16 protein-coding genes are annotated in these 16,515 nt (G+C 72.3%); 3 read left to right on the top strand and 13 right to left on the bottom strand.

What is annotated here, in order from left to right; genetic code table 11:
• Positions 1–18: 18 nt before the first annotated feature.
• The 5 genes from ABZS77_RS16840 to truB form a co-directional block, all read right to left on the bottom strand.
• Positions 19–1,416: a pitrilysin family protein gene (locus ABZS77_RS16840; RefSeq protein ID WP_354823435.1), complete on the bottom strand. Its 1,398-nt coding sequence runs from the start codon at positions 1,414–1,416 to the stop codon at positions 19–21.
• A 47-nt stretch (positions 1,417–1,463) separates the two neighbouring features.
• A complete protein-coding gene (locus ABZS77_RS16835; protein ID WP_354823433.1) occupies positions 1,464–3,854 on the bottom strand; it encodes a polyribonucleotide nucleotidyltransferase in 2,391 nt (796 codons plus the stop codon).
• 225 nt (positions 3,855–4,079) lie between these two features.
• A complete protein-coding gene (gene rpsO, locus ABZS77_RS16830; RefSeq protein WP_030337594.1) occupies positions 4,080–4,349 on the bottom strand; it encodes a 30S ribosomal protein S15 in 270 nt (89 codons plus the stop codon).
• A 191-nt stretch (positions 4,350–4,540) separates the two neighbouring features.
• Positions 4,541–5,470: a bifunctional riboflavin kinase/FAD synthetase gene (locus ABZS77_RS16825; RefSeq protein WP_354823431.1), complete on the bottom strand. Its 930-nt coding sequence runs from the start codon at positions 5,468–5,470 to the stop codon at positions 4,541–4,543.
• 106 nt (positions 5,471–5,576) lie between these two features.
• Positions 5,577–6,461 (bottom strand): tRNA pseudouridine(55) synthase TruB, encoded by an 885-nt coding sequence (gene truB, locus ABZS77_RS16820; protein ID WP_354823429.1) that lies wholly within the window; start codon positions 6,459–6,461, stop codon positions 5,577–5,579.
• Between the two features lie 150 nt (positions 6,462–6,611).
• Here truB and ABZS77_RS16815 point away from each other — a divergent pair, with 150 nt between their 5' ends.
• A complete protein-coding gene (locus tag ABZS77_RS16815) occupies positions 6,612–6,914 on the top strand; it encodes a hypothetical protein (protein WP_354823427.1) in 303 nt (100 codons plus the stop codon).
• A gap of 10 nt (positions 6,915–6,924) precedes the next feature.
• Positions 6,925–7,287: a hypothetical protein gene (locus ABZS77_RS16810; protein WP_354823425.1), complete on the top strand. Its 363-nt coding sequence runs from the start codon at positions 6,925–6,927 to the stop codon at positions 7,285–7,287.
• A 65-nt stretch (positions 7,288–7,352) separates the two neighbouring features.
• Here ABZS77_RS16810 and ABZS77_RS16805 read toward each other — a convergent pair whose 3' ends face one another.
• Positions 7,353–8,693, bottom strand: a complete 1,341-nt coding sequence (locus tag ABZS77_RS16805; protein WP_354823423.1) for an MATE family efflux transporter — start codon at positions 8,691–8,693, stop codon at positions 7,353–7,355.
• Between the two features lie 194 nt (positions 8,694–8,887).
• Between ABZS77_RS16805 and ABZS77_RS16800 the strand changes: the two genes are divergently transcribed.
• The gene (locus ABZS77_RS16800; RefSeq protein ID WP_354823421.1) at positions 8,888–9,730 is read left to right on the top strand and encodes a hypothetical protein; all 843 of its coding nucleotides are present in this window, start codon (positions 8,888–8,890) and stop codon (positions 9,728–9,730) included.
• Positions 9,731–10,300: 570 nt separating this feature from the next.
• Here ABZS77_RS16800 and ABZS77_RS16795 read toward each other — a convergent pair.
• From ABZS77_RS16795 to ABZS77_RS16765, 7 genes are all read right to left on the bottom strand, one after another.
• Positions 10,301–10,510 (bottom strand): DUF6186 family protein, encoded by a 210-nt coding sequence (locus ABZS77_RS16795; RefSeq protein WP_354823615.1) that lies wholly within the window; start codon positions 10,508–10,510, stop codon positions 10,301–10,303.
• A complete protein-coding gene (locus ABZS77_RS16790) occupies positions 10,510–10,917 on the bottom strand; it encodes a hypothetical protein (protein ID WP_139586908.1) in 408 nt (135 codons plus the stop codon). Before ABZS77_RS16790 ends, ABZS77_RS16795 begins: the two co-directional genes overlap by 1 nt.
• A 93-nt stretch (positions 10,918–11,010) precedes the next feature.
• Positions 11,011–12,069 (bottom strand): bifunctional oligoribonuclease/PAP phosphatase NrnA, encoded by a 1,059-nt coding sequence (locus ABZS77_RS16785; RefSeq protein WP_354823419.1) that lies wholly within the window; start codon positions 12,067–12,069, stop codon positions 11,011–11,013.
• The gene (rbfA, locus tag ABZS77_RS16780) at positions 12,066–12,560 is read right to left on the bottom strand and encodes a 30S ribosome-binding factor RbfA (protein ID WP_354823417.1); all 495 of its coding nucleotides are present in this window, start codon (positions 12,558–12,560) and stop codon (positions 12,066–12,068) included. Before rbfA ends, ABZS77_RS16785 begins: the two co-directional genes overlap by 4 nt.
• A gap of 126 nt (positions 12,561–12,686) precedes the next feature.
• Entirely contained in the window at positions 12,687–12,983 is a 297-nt protein-coding gene (locus tag ABZS77_RS16775) for a DUF503 domain-containing protein (RefSeq protein WP_354823415.1), read from the bottom strand.
• 90 nt (positions 12,984–13,073) lie between these two features.
• Positions 13,074–16,088: a translation initiation factor IF-2 gene (infB, locus tag ABZS77_RS16770; RefSeq protein ID WP_354823413.1), complete on the bottom strand. Its 3,015-nt coding sequence runs from the start codon at positions 16,086–16,088 to the stop codon at positions 13,074–13,076.
• 93 nt (positions 16,089–16,181) lie between these two features.
• A complete protein-coding gene (locus ABZS77_RS16765) occupies positions 16,182–16,514 on the bottom strand; it encodes a YlxR family protein (RefSeq protein ID WP_354823411.1) in 333 nt (110 codons plus the stop codon).
• Between the last annotated feature and the right edge of the window lies 1 nt (position 16,515).

Here is a 16,515-nt window from a genome sequence, read left to right as displayed (position 1 = left end):
ACCGGGCGGGAGGCGCCCTCAGACCGCGAAGTCGCGCTCCCCGAACGGGCCGACCACGGCCAGCGACATCGGGCGGCTGAGCAGTTCCGCGGCGAGAGTGTTGACGTCGTCCACGGTCACCTCGTCGACCCGGCGGAGCAGCTCGTCCACCGGCATCAGGTCGCCGTAGAGCAGCTCACCCTTGGCCAGGCGGCTCATCCGGGAACCGGTGTCCTCCAGGCCGAGCACGAACGAGCCCTTGCTCATGCCCTTGCCCCGGGCCACCTCGGCCTCGGTCAACCCGTCGGCGGCCACCCGGGCCAGTTCGGCGCGGGTCAGGGCCAGCACCTCGTCCACCTTGCCCGGCGCGCAGCCGGCGTAGACGGCGAACAGGCCGCTGTCGGCGTACTGGCTGGCGTACGAGTAGACCGAGTACGCGAGGCCGCGCTGCTCGCGGATCTCCTGGAACAGGCGGCTGGACATGCCTCCGCCGAGCACGTTGTTGAGCACCCCGAGGGCGAAACGCCGGTCGTCGAGGCGGTCGATGCCGGGGCAGCCGAGCAGGACGTGCGCCTGCTCGGTCTCCTTCGGCTCGACAAGGGTGGTCGCCGGCTTGGTGCGTACCGCCGGGGTGGCCGCCCGGTGCGGCGCCGGGCCGGCCGGGTCGCTGTCCAGTGGGGTGCCCCGGACCGCCTGGCGGACCAGCTTGACCACCGCGGCGTGGTCCAGGTTGCCGGCGGCGGCGATGACGATCTGCGGCGCCGTGTAGCGACCCCGGTAGAAACTCTGGATCTGCCGCCGGGTCATCGGCGTGACGGTCTCCTCGGTGCCGGAGATCAGCCGACCCAGCGGGTGGTCGCCGTAGACGGCGCGGGCGAAGAGGTCGTGCACCTCGTCACCGGGCTCGTCGTCGTGCATGGCGATCTCCTCCAGGATCACGCCACGTTCGGTCTCCACGTCGGCCGGCTCCAGCAGCGAGTCGGCGACGAGGTCGCACATCACGTCGATCGCCAGCGGCAGGTCCTCGTCCAGCACGCGGGCGTAGTAGCAGGTGTATTCCTTCGTGGTGAAGGCGTTCGTCTCGCCACCCACCGCCTCGATCTGCGAGGAGATCTCCAGCGCCGTGCGTTTGTGGGTGCCCTTGAAGAGCAGGTGCTCCAGGAAGTGCGCGGCGCCGGCCTGCGGGCCGGTCTCGTCACGCGAACCCACCGCCACCCAGACGCCGAAGGACACGCTGCGCATCGCCGGGATCGCCTCGGTGAGGACGCGCAGACCGCTGGGCAGCACGGTACGACGTACCGTGCCGCCCAACGGGTCGTCACTGAGCGTCCGGGTCACCGCGCGGGCGGTGCCGCCGGAGCGGCCCGTCCCGGTGGCCCGAGACGGAGCCACCCCCCGTCGACCCGGTGGAAACGGCGCACTGAAGGCCCGACTCACGTGGTGCTCCCGGTTCGACGAGGGGTGGGTGATGCGGTGTACGACTGTCAGCTGTGCCGGGTCCGGCGGCGCGGACGCTCGCCGCCCTCGCCACCACCCTCGCCGCCGCCGCCTTCGCCACGGTCGCCGCGCTCCGGGCCACGCCCGCCCCGGTCGCCGCCACGCTCGCGGTCGCCCCGGTCACGCGGACCCCGGTCGCCCCGGTCCCGGCCTGCCGGCCGGTCGCCGCCGGCGGACTCACCGGCGGCCGGCGCCTCGGCGCCCTCCGGGCGGACCTTGTCCAGGTAGATCTTGCCGCGGGCGTCGATGTCGGCGATCTCGACCTCGACCCGGTCGCCCACGTTGAGGAAGTCCTCGACGCGCTCGACCCGCTTGCCGTCGCCCACCTTGGAGATGTGCAGCAGGCCGTCACGGCCCGGCAGCAGCGAGATGAACGCACCGAACGCGGCGGTCTTGACCACCGTGCCGAGGAACCGCTCGCCCTGCTTGGGCAGGGTCGGGTTGGCGATGCCGTTGATCCGGTCGACGGCCGCCTGGGCCGACGGGCCGTTGGTGGCGCCGACGTAGATCGTGCCGTCGTCCTCGATGGAGATCTCGGCGCCGGTCTCGTCCTGGATCGCGTTGATGGTCTGCCCCTTCGGGCCGATCACCATGCCGATCTTGTCGACGGGGATCTTGACCGTGGTGACCCGCGGCGCGTAGTCCGACATCTCGGCCGGAGCCTCGATGGCGGCCTTCATCACGCCGAGGATGACCTGCCGGGCCTCGTTGGCCTGCTGAAGCGCGGCGGCCAGCACGTCCGACGGGATGCCGTTGAGCTTGGTGTCGAGCTGGAGCGCGGTGACGAACTCCGGCGTGCCGGCGACCTTGAAGTCCATGTCACCGAACGCGTCCTCGGCACCGAGGATGTCGGTCAGCGTCACGTACTGGGTCTTGCCGTCCACCTCGTCGGAGATGAGCCCCATCGCGATGCCGGCGACCGGCGCCTTGAGCGGGACACCCGCGGAGAGCAGGCCCAGCGTCGACGCGCAGACCGAACCCATCGAGGTGGAGCCGTTGGAGCCGAGCGCCTCCGACACCTGCCGGATGGCGTACGGGAACTCCTCGCGCGACGGCAGCACCGGGATCAGCGCACGCTCGGCGAGCGCGCCGTGGCCGATCTCGCGCCGCTTCGGCGAGCCGACCCGGCCGGTCTCACCGGTCGAGTACGGCGGGAAGTTGTAGTTGTGCATGTAGCGCTTGCGGTTCTCCGGGGACAGCGTGTCCACCATCTGCTCCATGCGGAGCATGTTCAGCGTGGTGACGCCCAGGATCTGGGTCTCGCCGCGCTCGAACAGCGCCGAACCGTGCACCCGGGGCAGCACGCCGACCTCGGCGGTCAGCGCCCGGATGTCGCGCGGGCCACGCCCGTCCATGCGGACCTGCTCGCGCAGCACGCGGTTGCGCACCTCGGACTTGGTCAGCGAGCGGAAGGCGGCGCTGAGCTCCTTCTCCCGACCCTCGAACCGGGCACCCAGCTCCTCGGCGACCCGGGCCTTGACCCGGTCCAGGGCCTCCTCGCGGTCGGCCTTGCCGGCGATGGTGATCGCCTCGGCCACGTCACCGAGGGCCAGCTCGGAGACCGCGTCGTAGACGTCGTCCTGGTAGTCCAGGAAGACCGGGAACTCGGTGACCGGCTTGGCGGCGACCTCGGCCAGCTCGCTCTGCGCGCGGCACAGCTCGCGGATGGCCGGCTTGGCGGCCTCCAGGCCGCTGGCGACGACCTCCTCGGTCGGCGCGGTGGCGCCGGCCGAGATGAGGGCGACGGCGTTCGGGGTGGCCTCGGCCTCGACCATCATGATCGCGACGTCGCCGTCGTCGAGCGTGCGGCCGGCCACGACCATGTCGAAGGTGGCGCGAGCCAGCTCCTCCAGGGTCGGGAAGGCGACCCACTGGCCGTCGATGTGGGCGACGCGGGTCGCACCGATCGGGCCGGAGAACGGCAGGCCGGAGAGCTTCGTCGACATCGAGGCGGCGTTGATCGCCACGACGTCGTACGGGTGCTGCGGGTCGAGCGCGAGGATGGTCTCGACGACCTGGACCTCGTTGCGCAGGCCCTTGACGAAGGACGGGCGCAGCGGCCGGTCGATCAGCCGGCAGGTGAGGATCGCGTCCTCGCTGGGCCGGCCCTCACGGCGGAAGAACGAGCCGGGGATGCGGCCCGCAGCGTACATCCGCTCCTCGACGTCGACGGTCAGCGGGAAGAAGTCGAACTGCTCCTTCGGGTGCTTACCGGCGGTGGTGGCGGAGAGAACCACCGTCTCGCCCAGCTGGGCGATGACGGAACCGGCGGCCTGGCGGGCCAGCCGACCGGTGGAGAAGGTGATCTCACGGGTGCCGAAGGACCCGTTGTCGATCACGGCGGTGCGGGATTCGGTGCCGAGTTTGGTCTCGGTCATGTGCTGTCGTGCTCCTTCGCGTCGTGGGCCCGCGACGTCGGGGAGCTGCTCAGCCGGCCGGTCTTCGATCGAAGCGCCCGGGTGGCCGGCACAATGCCGGGTTCCCGGGGGCCACTACCGGAGACCGGTACGCTGACCGGCTCCCTCTCGGGTGGTCGCGCGGCCCGTGTTCTTCAGGTGGGACGCGGTGCGGGGGAGCGGCCGGTCGGCCACTCCCCCGTCACGTCACCGGCGCAGACCGAGCCGCTCGATGAGCGACCGGTAGCGGGCAATGTCCTTCTTCTGGACGTAGTTGAGCAGCCGACGGCGACGGCCGACCAGCAGCAGCAGCCCACGGCGGCTGTGGTGGTCGTGCTTGTGCACCTTCAGGTGCTCGGTCAGCTCGGCGATCCGCTTGGTGAGGACCGCGACCTGGACCTCCGGCGAACCGGTGTCGCCCTCGGCGGTCGCGTACTCCGCGCGGATGCTGGCCTTGGCTTCCTGGTCGAGCGCCATGTTCTCCCTGTTTCGATGGGTTGATCAAATGGGTGTCCGTCGTCCCGATGGACCGGGAACGGACCGGTACCTCGCACCCGCGGCGTCGAGCAGGCACGCGAGGCCCCACGCCGGTCACCCGACGTCCCGGCAAGACTACCAGCACCAGCCGGTAACGCCCGGCCAAGGGCCCTCGACCGGGGTCGCGCCGGTCAGCGCAGAGCGCGTCGGGTGCGCTCGACGTCCTGGTTCATCTGGGCGATCAACGGCTCGATCGAGTCGTACCGGATCTGCCCCCGCAGGTGCGCCACGAAGTCCAGGGCGAGCCGCTCGCCGTACAGGTCGCCGGAGAAGTCCAGCGCGTACGCCTCGACCCGCCGCTCCCGGCCGGAGAAGGTCGGGTTGGTGCCCACCGACACCGCCGCCATCAGCGGTTCATGCTGCCCACGGCGGATCAGCCGGGCCGCGTACACCCCGTCGGCGGGCACCGCCGCGTACCGGTGGCAGAGCAGGTTGGCGGTGGGGAAGCCCAGCTCCCGGCCGCGCTGGTCACCGCGGACCACCACGCCCTCCAGCCGGTGCGGTCGGCCCAAGGCGGCGGCCGCCGCGCCGACGTCGCCCGCGTCGACGCAGGACCGGATGTACGTGGAGGAGAAGACGGTGCCGTCCTCGGCGACCAGCGGGGCGCCCTCGACGCCGAAGCCGAAGGTCCGCCCCAGCCGCTCCAGCAGCGCCACGTCGCCGGCGGCCCGGTGCCCGAAGCGGAAGTTGCCGCCGACCACCACCAACGCGGCGTGCAGGTGCTCGACCAGCACGTCGTGCACGAACTGCTCGGCCGGCAGTCGGGAGAACTCCGGGGTGAACGGCACCACGCAGAGCACGTCCACGCCGAGCGCCTCGATCAACTCGGCCTTGCGGGCCGGCTCGGTGAGCACCGCCGGATGCGAGCCGGGGCGCACCACCTCGGCCGGGTGCGGGTCGAAGGTGACCACCACCGACTGCACACCCAGCTCGCGGGCGCGGGCCACGGCGTGCCCGATGGTCGCCTGGTGCCCCTTGTGCACGCCGTCGAAGACGCCGATGGTGACGACCGAGCGTCCCCACCCTCCGGGCGCCGCGTCGTACCCCCGCCACCGCTGCATGCCGCTCCTCCCCTGCAAGGAAGGGCCCCCTCTTAACGCCTCAGGCATAGGAAGGGTCCCTTGTTAACACTGGCCAGGCGGCTGCACACCAGCCTGCACCCCGCCGTCACGCCGGGGCGAGCACGATCTCCGCGCGGGCCCGCCCGTCCCGCTCGCTGACGATAGCGATCAGGCCACCCGCCGGGCCGAAGACGGCGTACGGTCCGGTGCGTCCCGTGGGGTCCAGTGGGCCGCCGTGTGCGAGCACCCGCGCCTCGTCGGGCGTGGCGTCGCGGCGCGGGAAGAACCGGTCGGCCGCCGCGTCCAGCGGGAGGTTCACCACGGCGGGGGCGCGCTGCTCCAGCTCGTCGAGGGTCGCCGCCTCGTCGAGGGTGAAGCCGCCGACCGCGGTCCGGCGCAGGGCGGTCAGGTGCCCGCCGACGCCGAGCGCCAGGCCCGCGTCCCGGGCGATGGCCCGGATGTACGTGCCGGAGGAGCAGGTCACGTCCACGTCCACGTCGACCACGTCCGGTTCGGTACGGCGGATCGCCAGCACCTCCAGCCGGGAGATGGTGACCCGACGCGCGGGCAGTTCCACGCTCTCGCCGTCGCGGACCCGCTTGTACGCCCGCTGCCCGTCGATCTTGATGGCGCTGACCGCGCTGGGCACCTGGTCGACCTCGCCGCTCAGCGCCGCCAGCGCCGCCCGGATCGCGTCGTCGGTCACGAGACCGGCCGGGGTGGTGGTGATCACGTCGCCCTCGGCGTCGTCGGTGACGGTGGCCTGCCCGAGTCGGATGGTGCCGGTGTAGCTCTTGGCCGCGCCGATCACGTAGGTCAGCAGCCGGGTGGCCCGGCCCACACCGATGACCAGCACTCCGGTGGCCATCGGGTCGAGGGTGCCGCCGTGGCCGACCCGTCGGGTCTTCGCCAGTCGGCGGATCCGCGCCACGACGTCGTGCGACGTCATGCCGCCGGGCTTGTCGACCACGATCAGGCCATCGATGCTCACGTCGTGCAAGCCTGCCAGACGCCCCGTACGGGGAGGTGCGTGGGCGGCGCGTCGGGTGCGGCCCGCCACGGGACACGGACGGGGCGCCGCGCTGTCCGCGGAGATGCGATGATCATCCGCCCTGCCGCCATCTCCCCACCAGGACCGCCGATGACCGCCGACCGACGTCCGGCCACCGAGCACCGCGCCCCCGTCGACCTGCCGGACTGGATGCGCCAACCCGCCCCGACGCGTCGCACCCCCGCGCGGCTCCTCGACGACCTCGTCGAGCGCCAGCCGGGGTTGAACGCGGCCCGCCGGGCCTGGTGGCGGTGGCGCGACCGGACCCGGTGGAGCGACGCGCATCCACACGTCGTCGCGGTGGTGTCGTTCGTCGTCGCCGCCGTGCTGGGGACCGCCGCGGTGTTCGGCGCCTACTACCTGCTCGCGATTGCCCTGCGCAGCTACTACTGACGGAGGAACTGTGGCGGACACGCCGACGACTCGCGAGCCCACGTCGCCGTCGTCGGGACGGTCCCCCGGGCCCGCCCCGGTCGCCGAGGTCAACCCGGTCCACCTGCCGGACTGGATGCGGTCACCGGCGGTCGAACACCAACCGACCGGGTTCGACCGGTTGCGCTTCTTCTCGGCCCGGCACAACGGCGCACTGCTGCTCGGCGTCAGCCTGGCGGTGGCGCTCCTCATGGTGATCGGCTTTGCGATCATGGTCGGCTGGGTCGCCCACGGCGTCCGCGCGGCGACCACGCCGTGCGCCACCCCGGGCAGCGCCGCCCCGGTCGACGCGGCTGGCGCCTCCGCGTCGACCCCAGGTCCGACGCCCTGCTGATCCGGGGGTCGGGTCACTCCCTGCGGATCCGGGGGTCGGGTCACCCCCTGCGGACCCGGGTCGGGTCAGCGGACGGCCCCGACGACCGCCCACCTGCCGTTGCGTAGACGCAGCAGCAGGGCGACCAGCCGGATCACCACGAACAGGGTGAGCCCCGCCCAGATGCCGCCCAGCCCGAGATCCAGCACGTACGCCAGCCAGATGGCGGGCAGGAAGCCGCCGAGCGCCGCCACGATGGTGAGGTTGCGCAGGTAGCGCACGTCACCGGCGCCGATCAGCACGCCGTCGAGGGCGAACACCACCCCGGCCAGCGGCAGCATGGCGACGAACCACGGCCAGGCCACCACGGCCTGTTCGCGTACCTGCGGATCGGAGCTGAACCACGACGGCACGACGCCGGCGCCGGCGGCGATGAGCAGCGCGAAGACGATGCCGCAGACGCCGCCGAGCCTGCCGATCCGCCGGGCCAGCGCCCGGGCGTCGGCCGCGTCGCCGGCGCCGAGCGCGGCGCCGACCAGGGACTGCGCGGCGATGGCGAGGGCGTCGAGCACCAGCGCCGAGAAGAACCAGAGTTGCAGGGCGATCTGGTGGGCGCCCACGGCGGCGGCGCCGAAGCGGGCGGCGACGGCGGTCGCGGACAGGAAGCTGGCCTGGAACGCCACTCCCCGGATCAGCAGGTCCCGGCTGAGCACCAGTTGCTGGCGGATCACCCGGGGTTGCGGCCGCAGCGACACGCGTTCGGCGACCAGCGCGGCGGCGAAGAGCCCACCGGCGATGGTCTGGGCGACGACGTTGGCGACCGCGGAACCGACCAGGCCGAGCCCGCCGGGGTAGACCAGCAGCGGGCAGAGCAGCGCGGAGAGCAGGTTGGGGCCGAGCACGAAGTACAGCGGGCGGCGGGTGTCCTGCACGCCGCGCAGCCAGCCGTTGCCGGCGGCGGCGAGCAGCAGGCCGGGGGCGCCGAGGGCCGCGATCCGCAGCCACTGCGCGGCGGCGTCGGCCACGTCGCCGCCACCTCCGGCGAGGGTACGCGCCAACGCGCCACCGCCGAACTGCATGCCGATGGCGATCAGCAGTCCGACGCCGAATGCCAGCCAGGTCGACTGGACGCCCTCGGCGACAGCGGCGGCCCGGTCGCCCGCGCCGAAGCGACGGGCCGCCCGCCCGGTGGTGCCGTACGCGACGACGGTGCCGACCCAGGCGGTCAGCGTCATCACGGTGCCGCCGACGGCGAGCGCGGCGAGCGGAACCTGGCCGAGGTGCCCGACGACCGCCGTGTCGACGAGCACGTAGAGCGGCTCGGCGGCGAGCACCACGAGGGCCGGCAGGGCGAGCGCGGCGATGCGGCGCGGAGAGGCCGACCCGGCGGTGGCCGGCGCGGTGTCGGTCTGGGCTGACTGGCTCATCGCCGCCGATCCTGGCACGGCCACGGTAAGGAGTGCAAGGCACGTAATGACTTACGCGGGCGCTCTCCCGTCCGACGCGGACCGGCGGGGCGAACGTTGTCGGAACGAGTGCCGGGCGTCGCACTTGCAGGGCTCACTACCCTGACGACGTTCCCAGGATCTTGGCAACGTTCCGATAGCGATAAGGGCTTACGATGAGTGACCAATACCCTCCGTACGGGCAGCAGCCCGACCCGAACGTCACGCCCTGGAGCGGGCCTCCCGCGCCACAGCAGGGCGGGTACCCGCCCTACGGGCAGCCGCCCCCGATGCCGCAGTACGGCGCCCCCGTTCCGCCGGCGAAGAAGTCGAACAAGGGCCTGATCATCGGACTCGCGGTCGGCGCGGTCGTCCTCCTGCTCGCCATGTGCGGCGGCGGTATCGGACTCCTCGTCGCCTACGGGAGCGACGACGAGGAGCCCACGACTGCCACGTCCTCCGAACCCACCCCCGGCGCGACGGCCTCCCCCACGTCCGGGCAGTCGGAGGAGCCCTCGAGCGACAACAACTCGATGACGGCCCGCTTCTCCAGCGACATGTCGAACGTCTGCGAGGGCAGCCGGATCCTGAACGCGGCACCCTACAACGGCCCGGCCGGCGCCAAGGCGTACACGTTCTCGAACAGCCCGGACCGGCCGACGTTCTGGTCGTCGAAGTACATCGTGTCGACCAAGCCCTACTCGGCCAAGACCACCGAGTACGAGGCGGTGTCGGTGGTCGGCTGCCTGAAGTTCGTCGAGGGCAGCCAGGGTGAGCCGAAGAAGTGCCTGTACAAGGACAAGGACGGCAAGCAGGTCACCGTCGACTACATCTCGTCGCGCTACACCCTGACCTTCTACGCCGCCAAGACCGGCGAGAAGATCGGCGACGGTGGCACCGTGGCCGCCCCGGCGACCAGGTGCCCGAGCGTCATCTCGTACAACAACACCACCAGGAAGGCGTACGCGTCGCCGGACTCCGGCACCATCGAGAGCGCACTGGACAAGTTCCTGTCCTGAGCGGCTCCCACGGGCGGCCGGGGCAGGACGGGGACACCCGCCCGCCCCGGCCGCCCCGGCGGTGGGTTCGTCGCATTCGGGTCGAGCGGGACAGGCGCAGCACGGTGCAGACGCCGAGGATTGCCAGCGGCAACCGGGGCAGGGCGTCAAGCCGGACGCGTGGGCGCGCCGCCGCGGGACGCCTCGGCCGCGTCCCGCCGCCTGGAACGATCTACTGGCGGGTGTCCATCGACGTCTGCAGCGCGCGGCGGGCCTGCTCGCGGGCGTCGTCAGTGGTTTCCGGCTTGGGCTTGTTCGCCATGGTGGCGCTCCTTCCAGGGTGCGAGCCACCGGCGCGCGGCGGCCCTCACGGGCGGTCGTGCTGAGCGCCCCACGGCGGTCCGGGGTTACCGGAGCAGCCGACTGGGCAGCGTGAGCCCGGGTCGGTGCGACCCTGGAGGGAGGCGGCGCGAGGTGTGGCACCACAGCCCACGACCTGCACCGCAGCGCGGTGCCGGCCGTCTCCCAAGTTATCGTTCAGGTCCACATGCTGCTCATGGTTCCCGCCATTTGGACGGCCGGCATCCCCGTTCAGCGGGCCAGGAAGTGCCAGCCCAGCCACCACCAGAACCCGAACAGACCGATCCGGCCCACCGGTACCGGGCCGACCTCGTACCGCATCACGTACGCGCAGACCTCGCCCAGCGTCGGGATGCGGGAGCCCTCCCGCCGGGCCAGCCACTCCACCACCGCGAACAGGGCCAGCGCGGTCAGGAAACCGCCGATCGCGAGCGCCCGCATCATCGCCGCACCAGCCCCCAGAACGCGGCCAGCCAGGCGAACCACGCCGCCGAACGGGTCAGATGGTCCTCCAGCAGAGGATCGGCCAGCCGGGAGAAGGTGGGAAAGTCGTCGCCGACCGCCATGACGAAGGTGACGCCCTCGAAGACCCCGAACACCACCACCGGCAGCGCCCACCAGGCCGCGCCCGCCCCCAGCCGGCGTGGCGCCGGTCGGCGGGGCACCCGGTTACTCAGACCGAGCCAGATCAGCACGCCACCGGTGCCGAGGGTGTAAAGATTCGCCTCGGTGGAGAATGACGCGAACCGCCCACCGACGAGCGACAGGCAGACCAGGACGGGGACGGAGACGGCGGGCCGATCCCAGGCGCGGGGGGCCTCCACGGTGAGGTCGTGCGGCTGCTCCATCCCGCAATTCTTCCCGCTACCACGGAGCGCGGGAAGACCGACACTCCCCGGAGCTGACCCTGATCTTCCCGCGCGGGCCGAACGGCCGCCGCGTCAGACGTCGGCGGGGAGCACCGCCGCGTCCACCTGATCGCGGATCGAACCGATCACCTGCTCGGCGGTCCCACGACCGGTGAACCCCGCCGCGAACCGGTGGCCGCCGCCGCCCAGCGCGACCGCGACCCGGCTGACGTCGACCGCGCCCTTGCTGCGCATGGACACCGCCCACTCGTCGGGCCGGACCTGCTTCAACACGCAGCTCACGTCCGCCTCGGCGGTGCACCGCACCGAGTCGATGAGCGCCTCCAGCACGTACGGCCGCTGGTCGTGGCGGGCCAGGTCGTCGAGCGTGGCGTAGGTCCACACCAACCCGCGGCCGCCGGCGGCGGCCGGCTCCAGCCGGGCCCGGCCGAGCACCTCACCGAAGAGACGCACCGCGCCGAAGGGACGGGTGTCGAAGACCCGCCGGGAGATGTCACCGGGCGAGATGCCGGTGGCCAGCAACCGGGCGGCCAGGTGGTGCACCGCCGGGGTGGTCGCCTCGAACCGGAACGACCCGGTGTCCGTGGTCAGCGCCACGTACAGGCACTCGGCGATGGCCCGGTCCAGCGGCACGCCGAGCCGGGTCAGCAGCTGCTCGGCCACCACCGACGTCGCGGCGGCGGCCGGGTCGACCAGGTTGACGGTGCCGAAGCCCGCGTTGGACGCGTGATGGTCGAGCACCAACGCGGCACCGGCGCTCGTCAACCGCCCGGCCAGCTCACCCAGGCGCGACTCGCTCGCCGCGTCGAAGCAGATCACCAGGTCCGGCGCCGGGTCCACGTCACTCGACGGGACCAGCAGCTCCAGGCCGGGCAGCCCACGGAACGGCTCCGGCACCTCCGGCGGACCGGGGAAGGTCGCCTGCAGCCCGCCCACACCGAACCGCAGCAGCCCCAGGCCGAAGCCGAGCATGCTGCCCAGCGCGTCACCGTCCGGATTCACGTGGCAGATCAGCAGCACCCGCCCGGTCGGTGCGATAGTGCGGATCAGGGCCTCGGCCGCCGCCCAGTCCGCCTCGGCGGGGCCGGCGCCGACCGTCGGGGCGAGCTGCGCGCCGGCGGTGCCGGTCACCGCGCTTCCCCACCCCGAGGGGTCTCCGTGACGTCGGCGGCGTCCTCCGCCTCGTCCGTCTCGTCGTCGACCTCGTCCTCGACCCGGTACGGCTGCGCCTCGCCCGCGTACTCCGCCCGGGCGGCGAGCCGCTGCACCTCGGCGTCGGCGTTGCGGGCGGCGGCCAGCAGATCGTCGATGTGCTTCACCTGGTCCTGCACGTCGTCCAGGACGAACGTGAGGGTCGGCGAGTGCCGCAGCCCGAGGGCCTTGCCGACGGTGCTGCGCAGCAGCCCCTTGGCGCTCTCCAGGGCCGCCGCGGTGTCGGCCTGGGCCACCGCGTCACCCAACACCGTGTAGAACACCGTCGCGTCCCGCAGATCCGCGGTGATCCGGGCGTCGGTGATAGTGATCATGCCGAGCCGCGGGTCCTTGATCTGGCTCCGCACCACCGACGCGACCAGCTCACGCACCCGTTCCGCGTGCCGGCGTACCTTGGCCGGATCAGACATCTCGCCACCTCCACGGCGTCCTGCTCCCGGCCGGCCGGCGACCCGCAGGACGCCGGCCGACCGGCCAACAACTCGAACACTACCTTCGCGGCCGGACCCGGTCGCCCGGGCCGGCCGGCACCCTGGTCAGTCGTCGTCCGCGCCGTACAAATGGCGTCGTACCGACAGCAACTCGACCTCGGGGCGAGCCGCCACCAAGCGCTCACACGAGTCGAGCACCTCGCGGACGTGCGCCGCCTCGGCGGCCACCACGGCCACCGCTATCTCCGCTCGACCGTGCAGGTCGAGCGCACCCACCTCGGCGGCCGACACCTCGAAGCGGCGCAGAGCCGCCACGATCGGCCGTACATATGATCTCTTGGCTTTGAGCGACCGGGAGTCGCCTGGCAGCAGCAGGTCGAAGACCGCGTTTCCGGTGAACATCGCCCCGGACGATACCGCCACCCGGCCCCGCATGATCAAGGGGTTTACGCCGTCCGGCGTAAACCCCTTGATCAGCGTGTCACTGCCGGATCAGGCGCGAACCTTCTCCCGCATCTCGAAGGTCTCGATGACGTCGCCGACCTGGACGTTGTTGTAACCACCCAGGGTCAGACCACACTCGAAGCCCTCGCGGACCTCGGTGGCGTCGTCCTTGAACCGCTTGAGCGAGGTGATCGTGAGGTTGTCCGCCACGACCGCCCCGTCCCGAAGCAGTCGAGCCTTCGCGTTGCGTCGGATGATGCCCGACCGGACGATACAACCGGAGATGTTGCCGATCTTGGACGAGCGGAAGACGTCGCGGATCTCCGCGGTGCCCAGCTCGACCTCCTCGTACTCCGGCTTGAGCAGGCCCTTGAGCGCTGCCTCGATCTCCTCGATGGCCTGGTAGATGACGGTGTAGTACCGGATCTCCACGCCCTCGCGGTCGGCCATCTCACGGACCTTGTTCGAGGCCCGCACGTTGAAGCCGATGATCGTGACCGGCTCGGACGAGGCGCTCGCGAGCATGACGTTGCTCTCGGTGATCGCGCCGACGCCCCGGTCGAGGACCTTGAGCTGGACCTCCTCGGGGATGTCGAGGTTGAACAGCGCGTCCTCCAGGGCCTCCACCGAACCGGAGACATCGCCCTTGAGGATGAGGTTGAGCGACGTCTTCTCGCCCTCCTTGAGCTGCTCCATGAGCGTCTCGAGGGTGGCCCGGCCACGGGAGTTGGCGAATGCCGCCGCCCGCCGCCGCGCCTGGCGCTGCTCGGCGATCTGCCGCACCGTCCGGTCGTCCGCCGCGGCGAGGAACGTGTCACCCGCGCCGGGAGGCGCGGTCAGACCCAGGACCATGACCGGACGCGCCGGCCCGGCCTCGGAGAGCTGGTTGCCGTTCTCGTCGAGCATGGCCCGGACCCGGCCGTGGGCCCCACCGGCGACGATCGAGTCGCCCGCCCGCAGGGTGCCCTTCTGCACCAGCACCGTCGCCACCGCACCGCGGCCCTTGTCCAGGTGCGCCTCGATGGCCACACCCTGCGCCGGCCCGTCGATCGGAGCGGTCAGCTCCAGCGACGCGTCGGCGGTCAGCAGGACGGCCTCGAGCAGCTCCTCGATGCCGATGCCCGGCTTCGCGGCCACGTTGACGAACATGGTCTCGCCGCCGTACTCCTCGGCGACCAGGCCGTACTCGGTCAGCTGCTGACGGACCTTGTCCGGGTTGGCCTCCGGCTTGTCGACCTTGTTGACCGCGACCACGATCGGCACGTCGGCCGCCTTGGCGTGGTTCAACGCCTCGATGGTCTGCGGCATCACGCCGTCGTCGGCCGCGACCACCAGGATCACGATGTCCGTCACCTGGGCACCACGAGCACGCATGGCGGTGAACGCCTCGTGACCCGGGGTGTCGATGAAGGTCACCGCGCGGTCCACACCCTCGTGCGGAACGTGCACCTGGTACGCACCGATGTGCTGGGTGATGCCACCCGCCTCACCAGCGACGACGTTCGCCTTACGGATGGCGTCGAGCAGCTTGGTCTTACCGTGGTCGACGTGACCCATGACGGTCACCACCGGCGCACGGCTGACGAGACGCTCCTCGGCCACCTCCGCGTCGAGGTCGATGTTGAACTGCGCGAGCAGCTCGCGGTCCTCGTCCTCCGGGCTGACGATCTGGATGTCGAAGCCCAGGTGCTCACCCAGCAGCTGCAGGGTGTCGTCAGAACAGGACTGGGTCGCGGTGACCATCTCGCCCAGGTTGAACATCTCCTGGACCAGCGAACCCGGGTTGGCGTTGATCTTGTCGGCGAAGTCCGACAGAGAGGCGCCACGGGACAGCCGGACGACCTGACCCTGACCCCGGGGAGCACCCGAGCTCATGGTCGGAGCCGACAGGTTGTCGAACTCCTGTCTGCGCTGCTTCTTGGACTTGCGACCGCGCGTCGGCCGACCACCCGGACGCCCGAAGGCACCCGCGGCGCCGCCGCCACGGCCACGACCACCGGCACCCGGACGACCGCCGCCGCCGGACGGGGCACCCGGACGGAAACCGCCGCCGGGAGCACCGCCACCGCCGCCGGGACCGCCACGGTAGCCACCGCCACCGCCGGCACCCGCACCGCCACCAGGGCCGCCGCGGTAACCGCCGCCGCCACCGGCGCCACCGCCGGGGCCGCCACGGAATCCGCCGCCACCGCCACCGGGACGACCCGCGCCGCCACCGGGACGACCAGCGCCACCGGGGCCGGGGCGACCGGCTGCCGGACGCTGACTCGGCATGGACGCCGGGCTGGGCCGCGGCGGCATCGAGTTCGGGCTGGGCCGCGGCGGCATACCCGCCGGGCTGTTCGGACGAGGGCCACCCGCACCGGCGGCCGGGGGCCGCTGCTGCTGGCCACCCTGGATACCGAACGGGTTGTTACCGGCGCCGCGCGCCGGCGGGCGACCGCCCGGCCGGGCACCCGGACCGGGAGCCGGCGTGCTCGGACGAGCTGCCGGCGAACCGGGACGGGGAGGCATCGCGGCCGGACCCGGCCGAGGGCCGGGGCGGGTGCCGTCCGTCGGAGGCTCCCGACGAACGGGGTTGTCCCGCTGCTGCTGGCGGGCGGCCTGCGCGGCCTTGACCGCGGCCTCCTGCTCAGCCTTCAGCGCGGCGGCACGCGCCTCCGCGGCCGCCACCTCGATGTCGTGGGCACTCGCCGGCTTGGCGACCGGAGCCGCGGGCTGCGGCGCACCGGGCACCGGACCCTTCGGCTTCGGGCCGGGAGCCGGCGCGGCCGGCCGCCGGGGCGGCATCGGCTTGGCCGAGACCCGTGGCGCGCCCGGGGTCGGGGACGGCGTCGGGGTCGGGTTCGTGGCCGGCGCCGAAGCGGGCGCCGACGGGGCCGCGGGCGCCGGAGCACCGGCGGACGCGACGAATGCGTTACGCAGCCGACGGGCGACGGGCGCCTCGACGGTGCTGGACGCGGACTTCACGAACTCGCCCATTTCCTTCAACTTGGCGAGAACGGTCTTACTCTCGACCCCGAGCTCTTTTGCAAGCTCGTGTACGCGGGCCTTGCCTGCCACTGCACTCCTCACTCCGAGGTCGTGCGGGCAGCACCCGCAGCGACCTCACTCGTGCACTTGAAGCCTGGTCATTTCAGGGACTTCATCGTGTGCTCATGTCGGTCGTCCTACCCTGCTAGCGACCCTCGCCCGGTCGGGCTGACCGGACGTAGTGGTTGGCGCATCGACGTGCTCCGCCAGCGCACCGTGGTCCAGGACCTCGGTGATGCGCAACGCCCGCCCGAAGGCGCGGCGCCGCACAGCCAGCGCGAAGCAGGCCGGATCCGGGTGCATGTTCGCCCCCCGACCCGGCAGCCTGCGGCGTGGATCAGGCCGGAGGCTGTGACCAGCCTCGTCCCCGATCGCGACGACCCGCAGCAATTCGCTGGCCGGCGCACGTTTTCGGCAGCCCACACAGGTGCGCTCCGGCTGCGTGCGTCGTACCACT

The sequence above is a fragment of the Micromonospora sp. NPDC005298 genome (genome assembly GCF_040607375.1).
Taxonomy (GTDB): domain Bacteria; phylum Actinomycetota; class Actinomycetes; order Mycobacteriales; family Micromonosporaceae; genus Micromonospora.
This window is presented reverse-complemented; position numbering and strand designations above follow the sequence as displayed.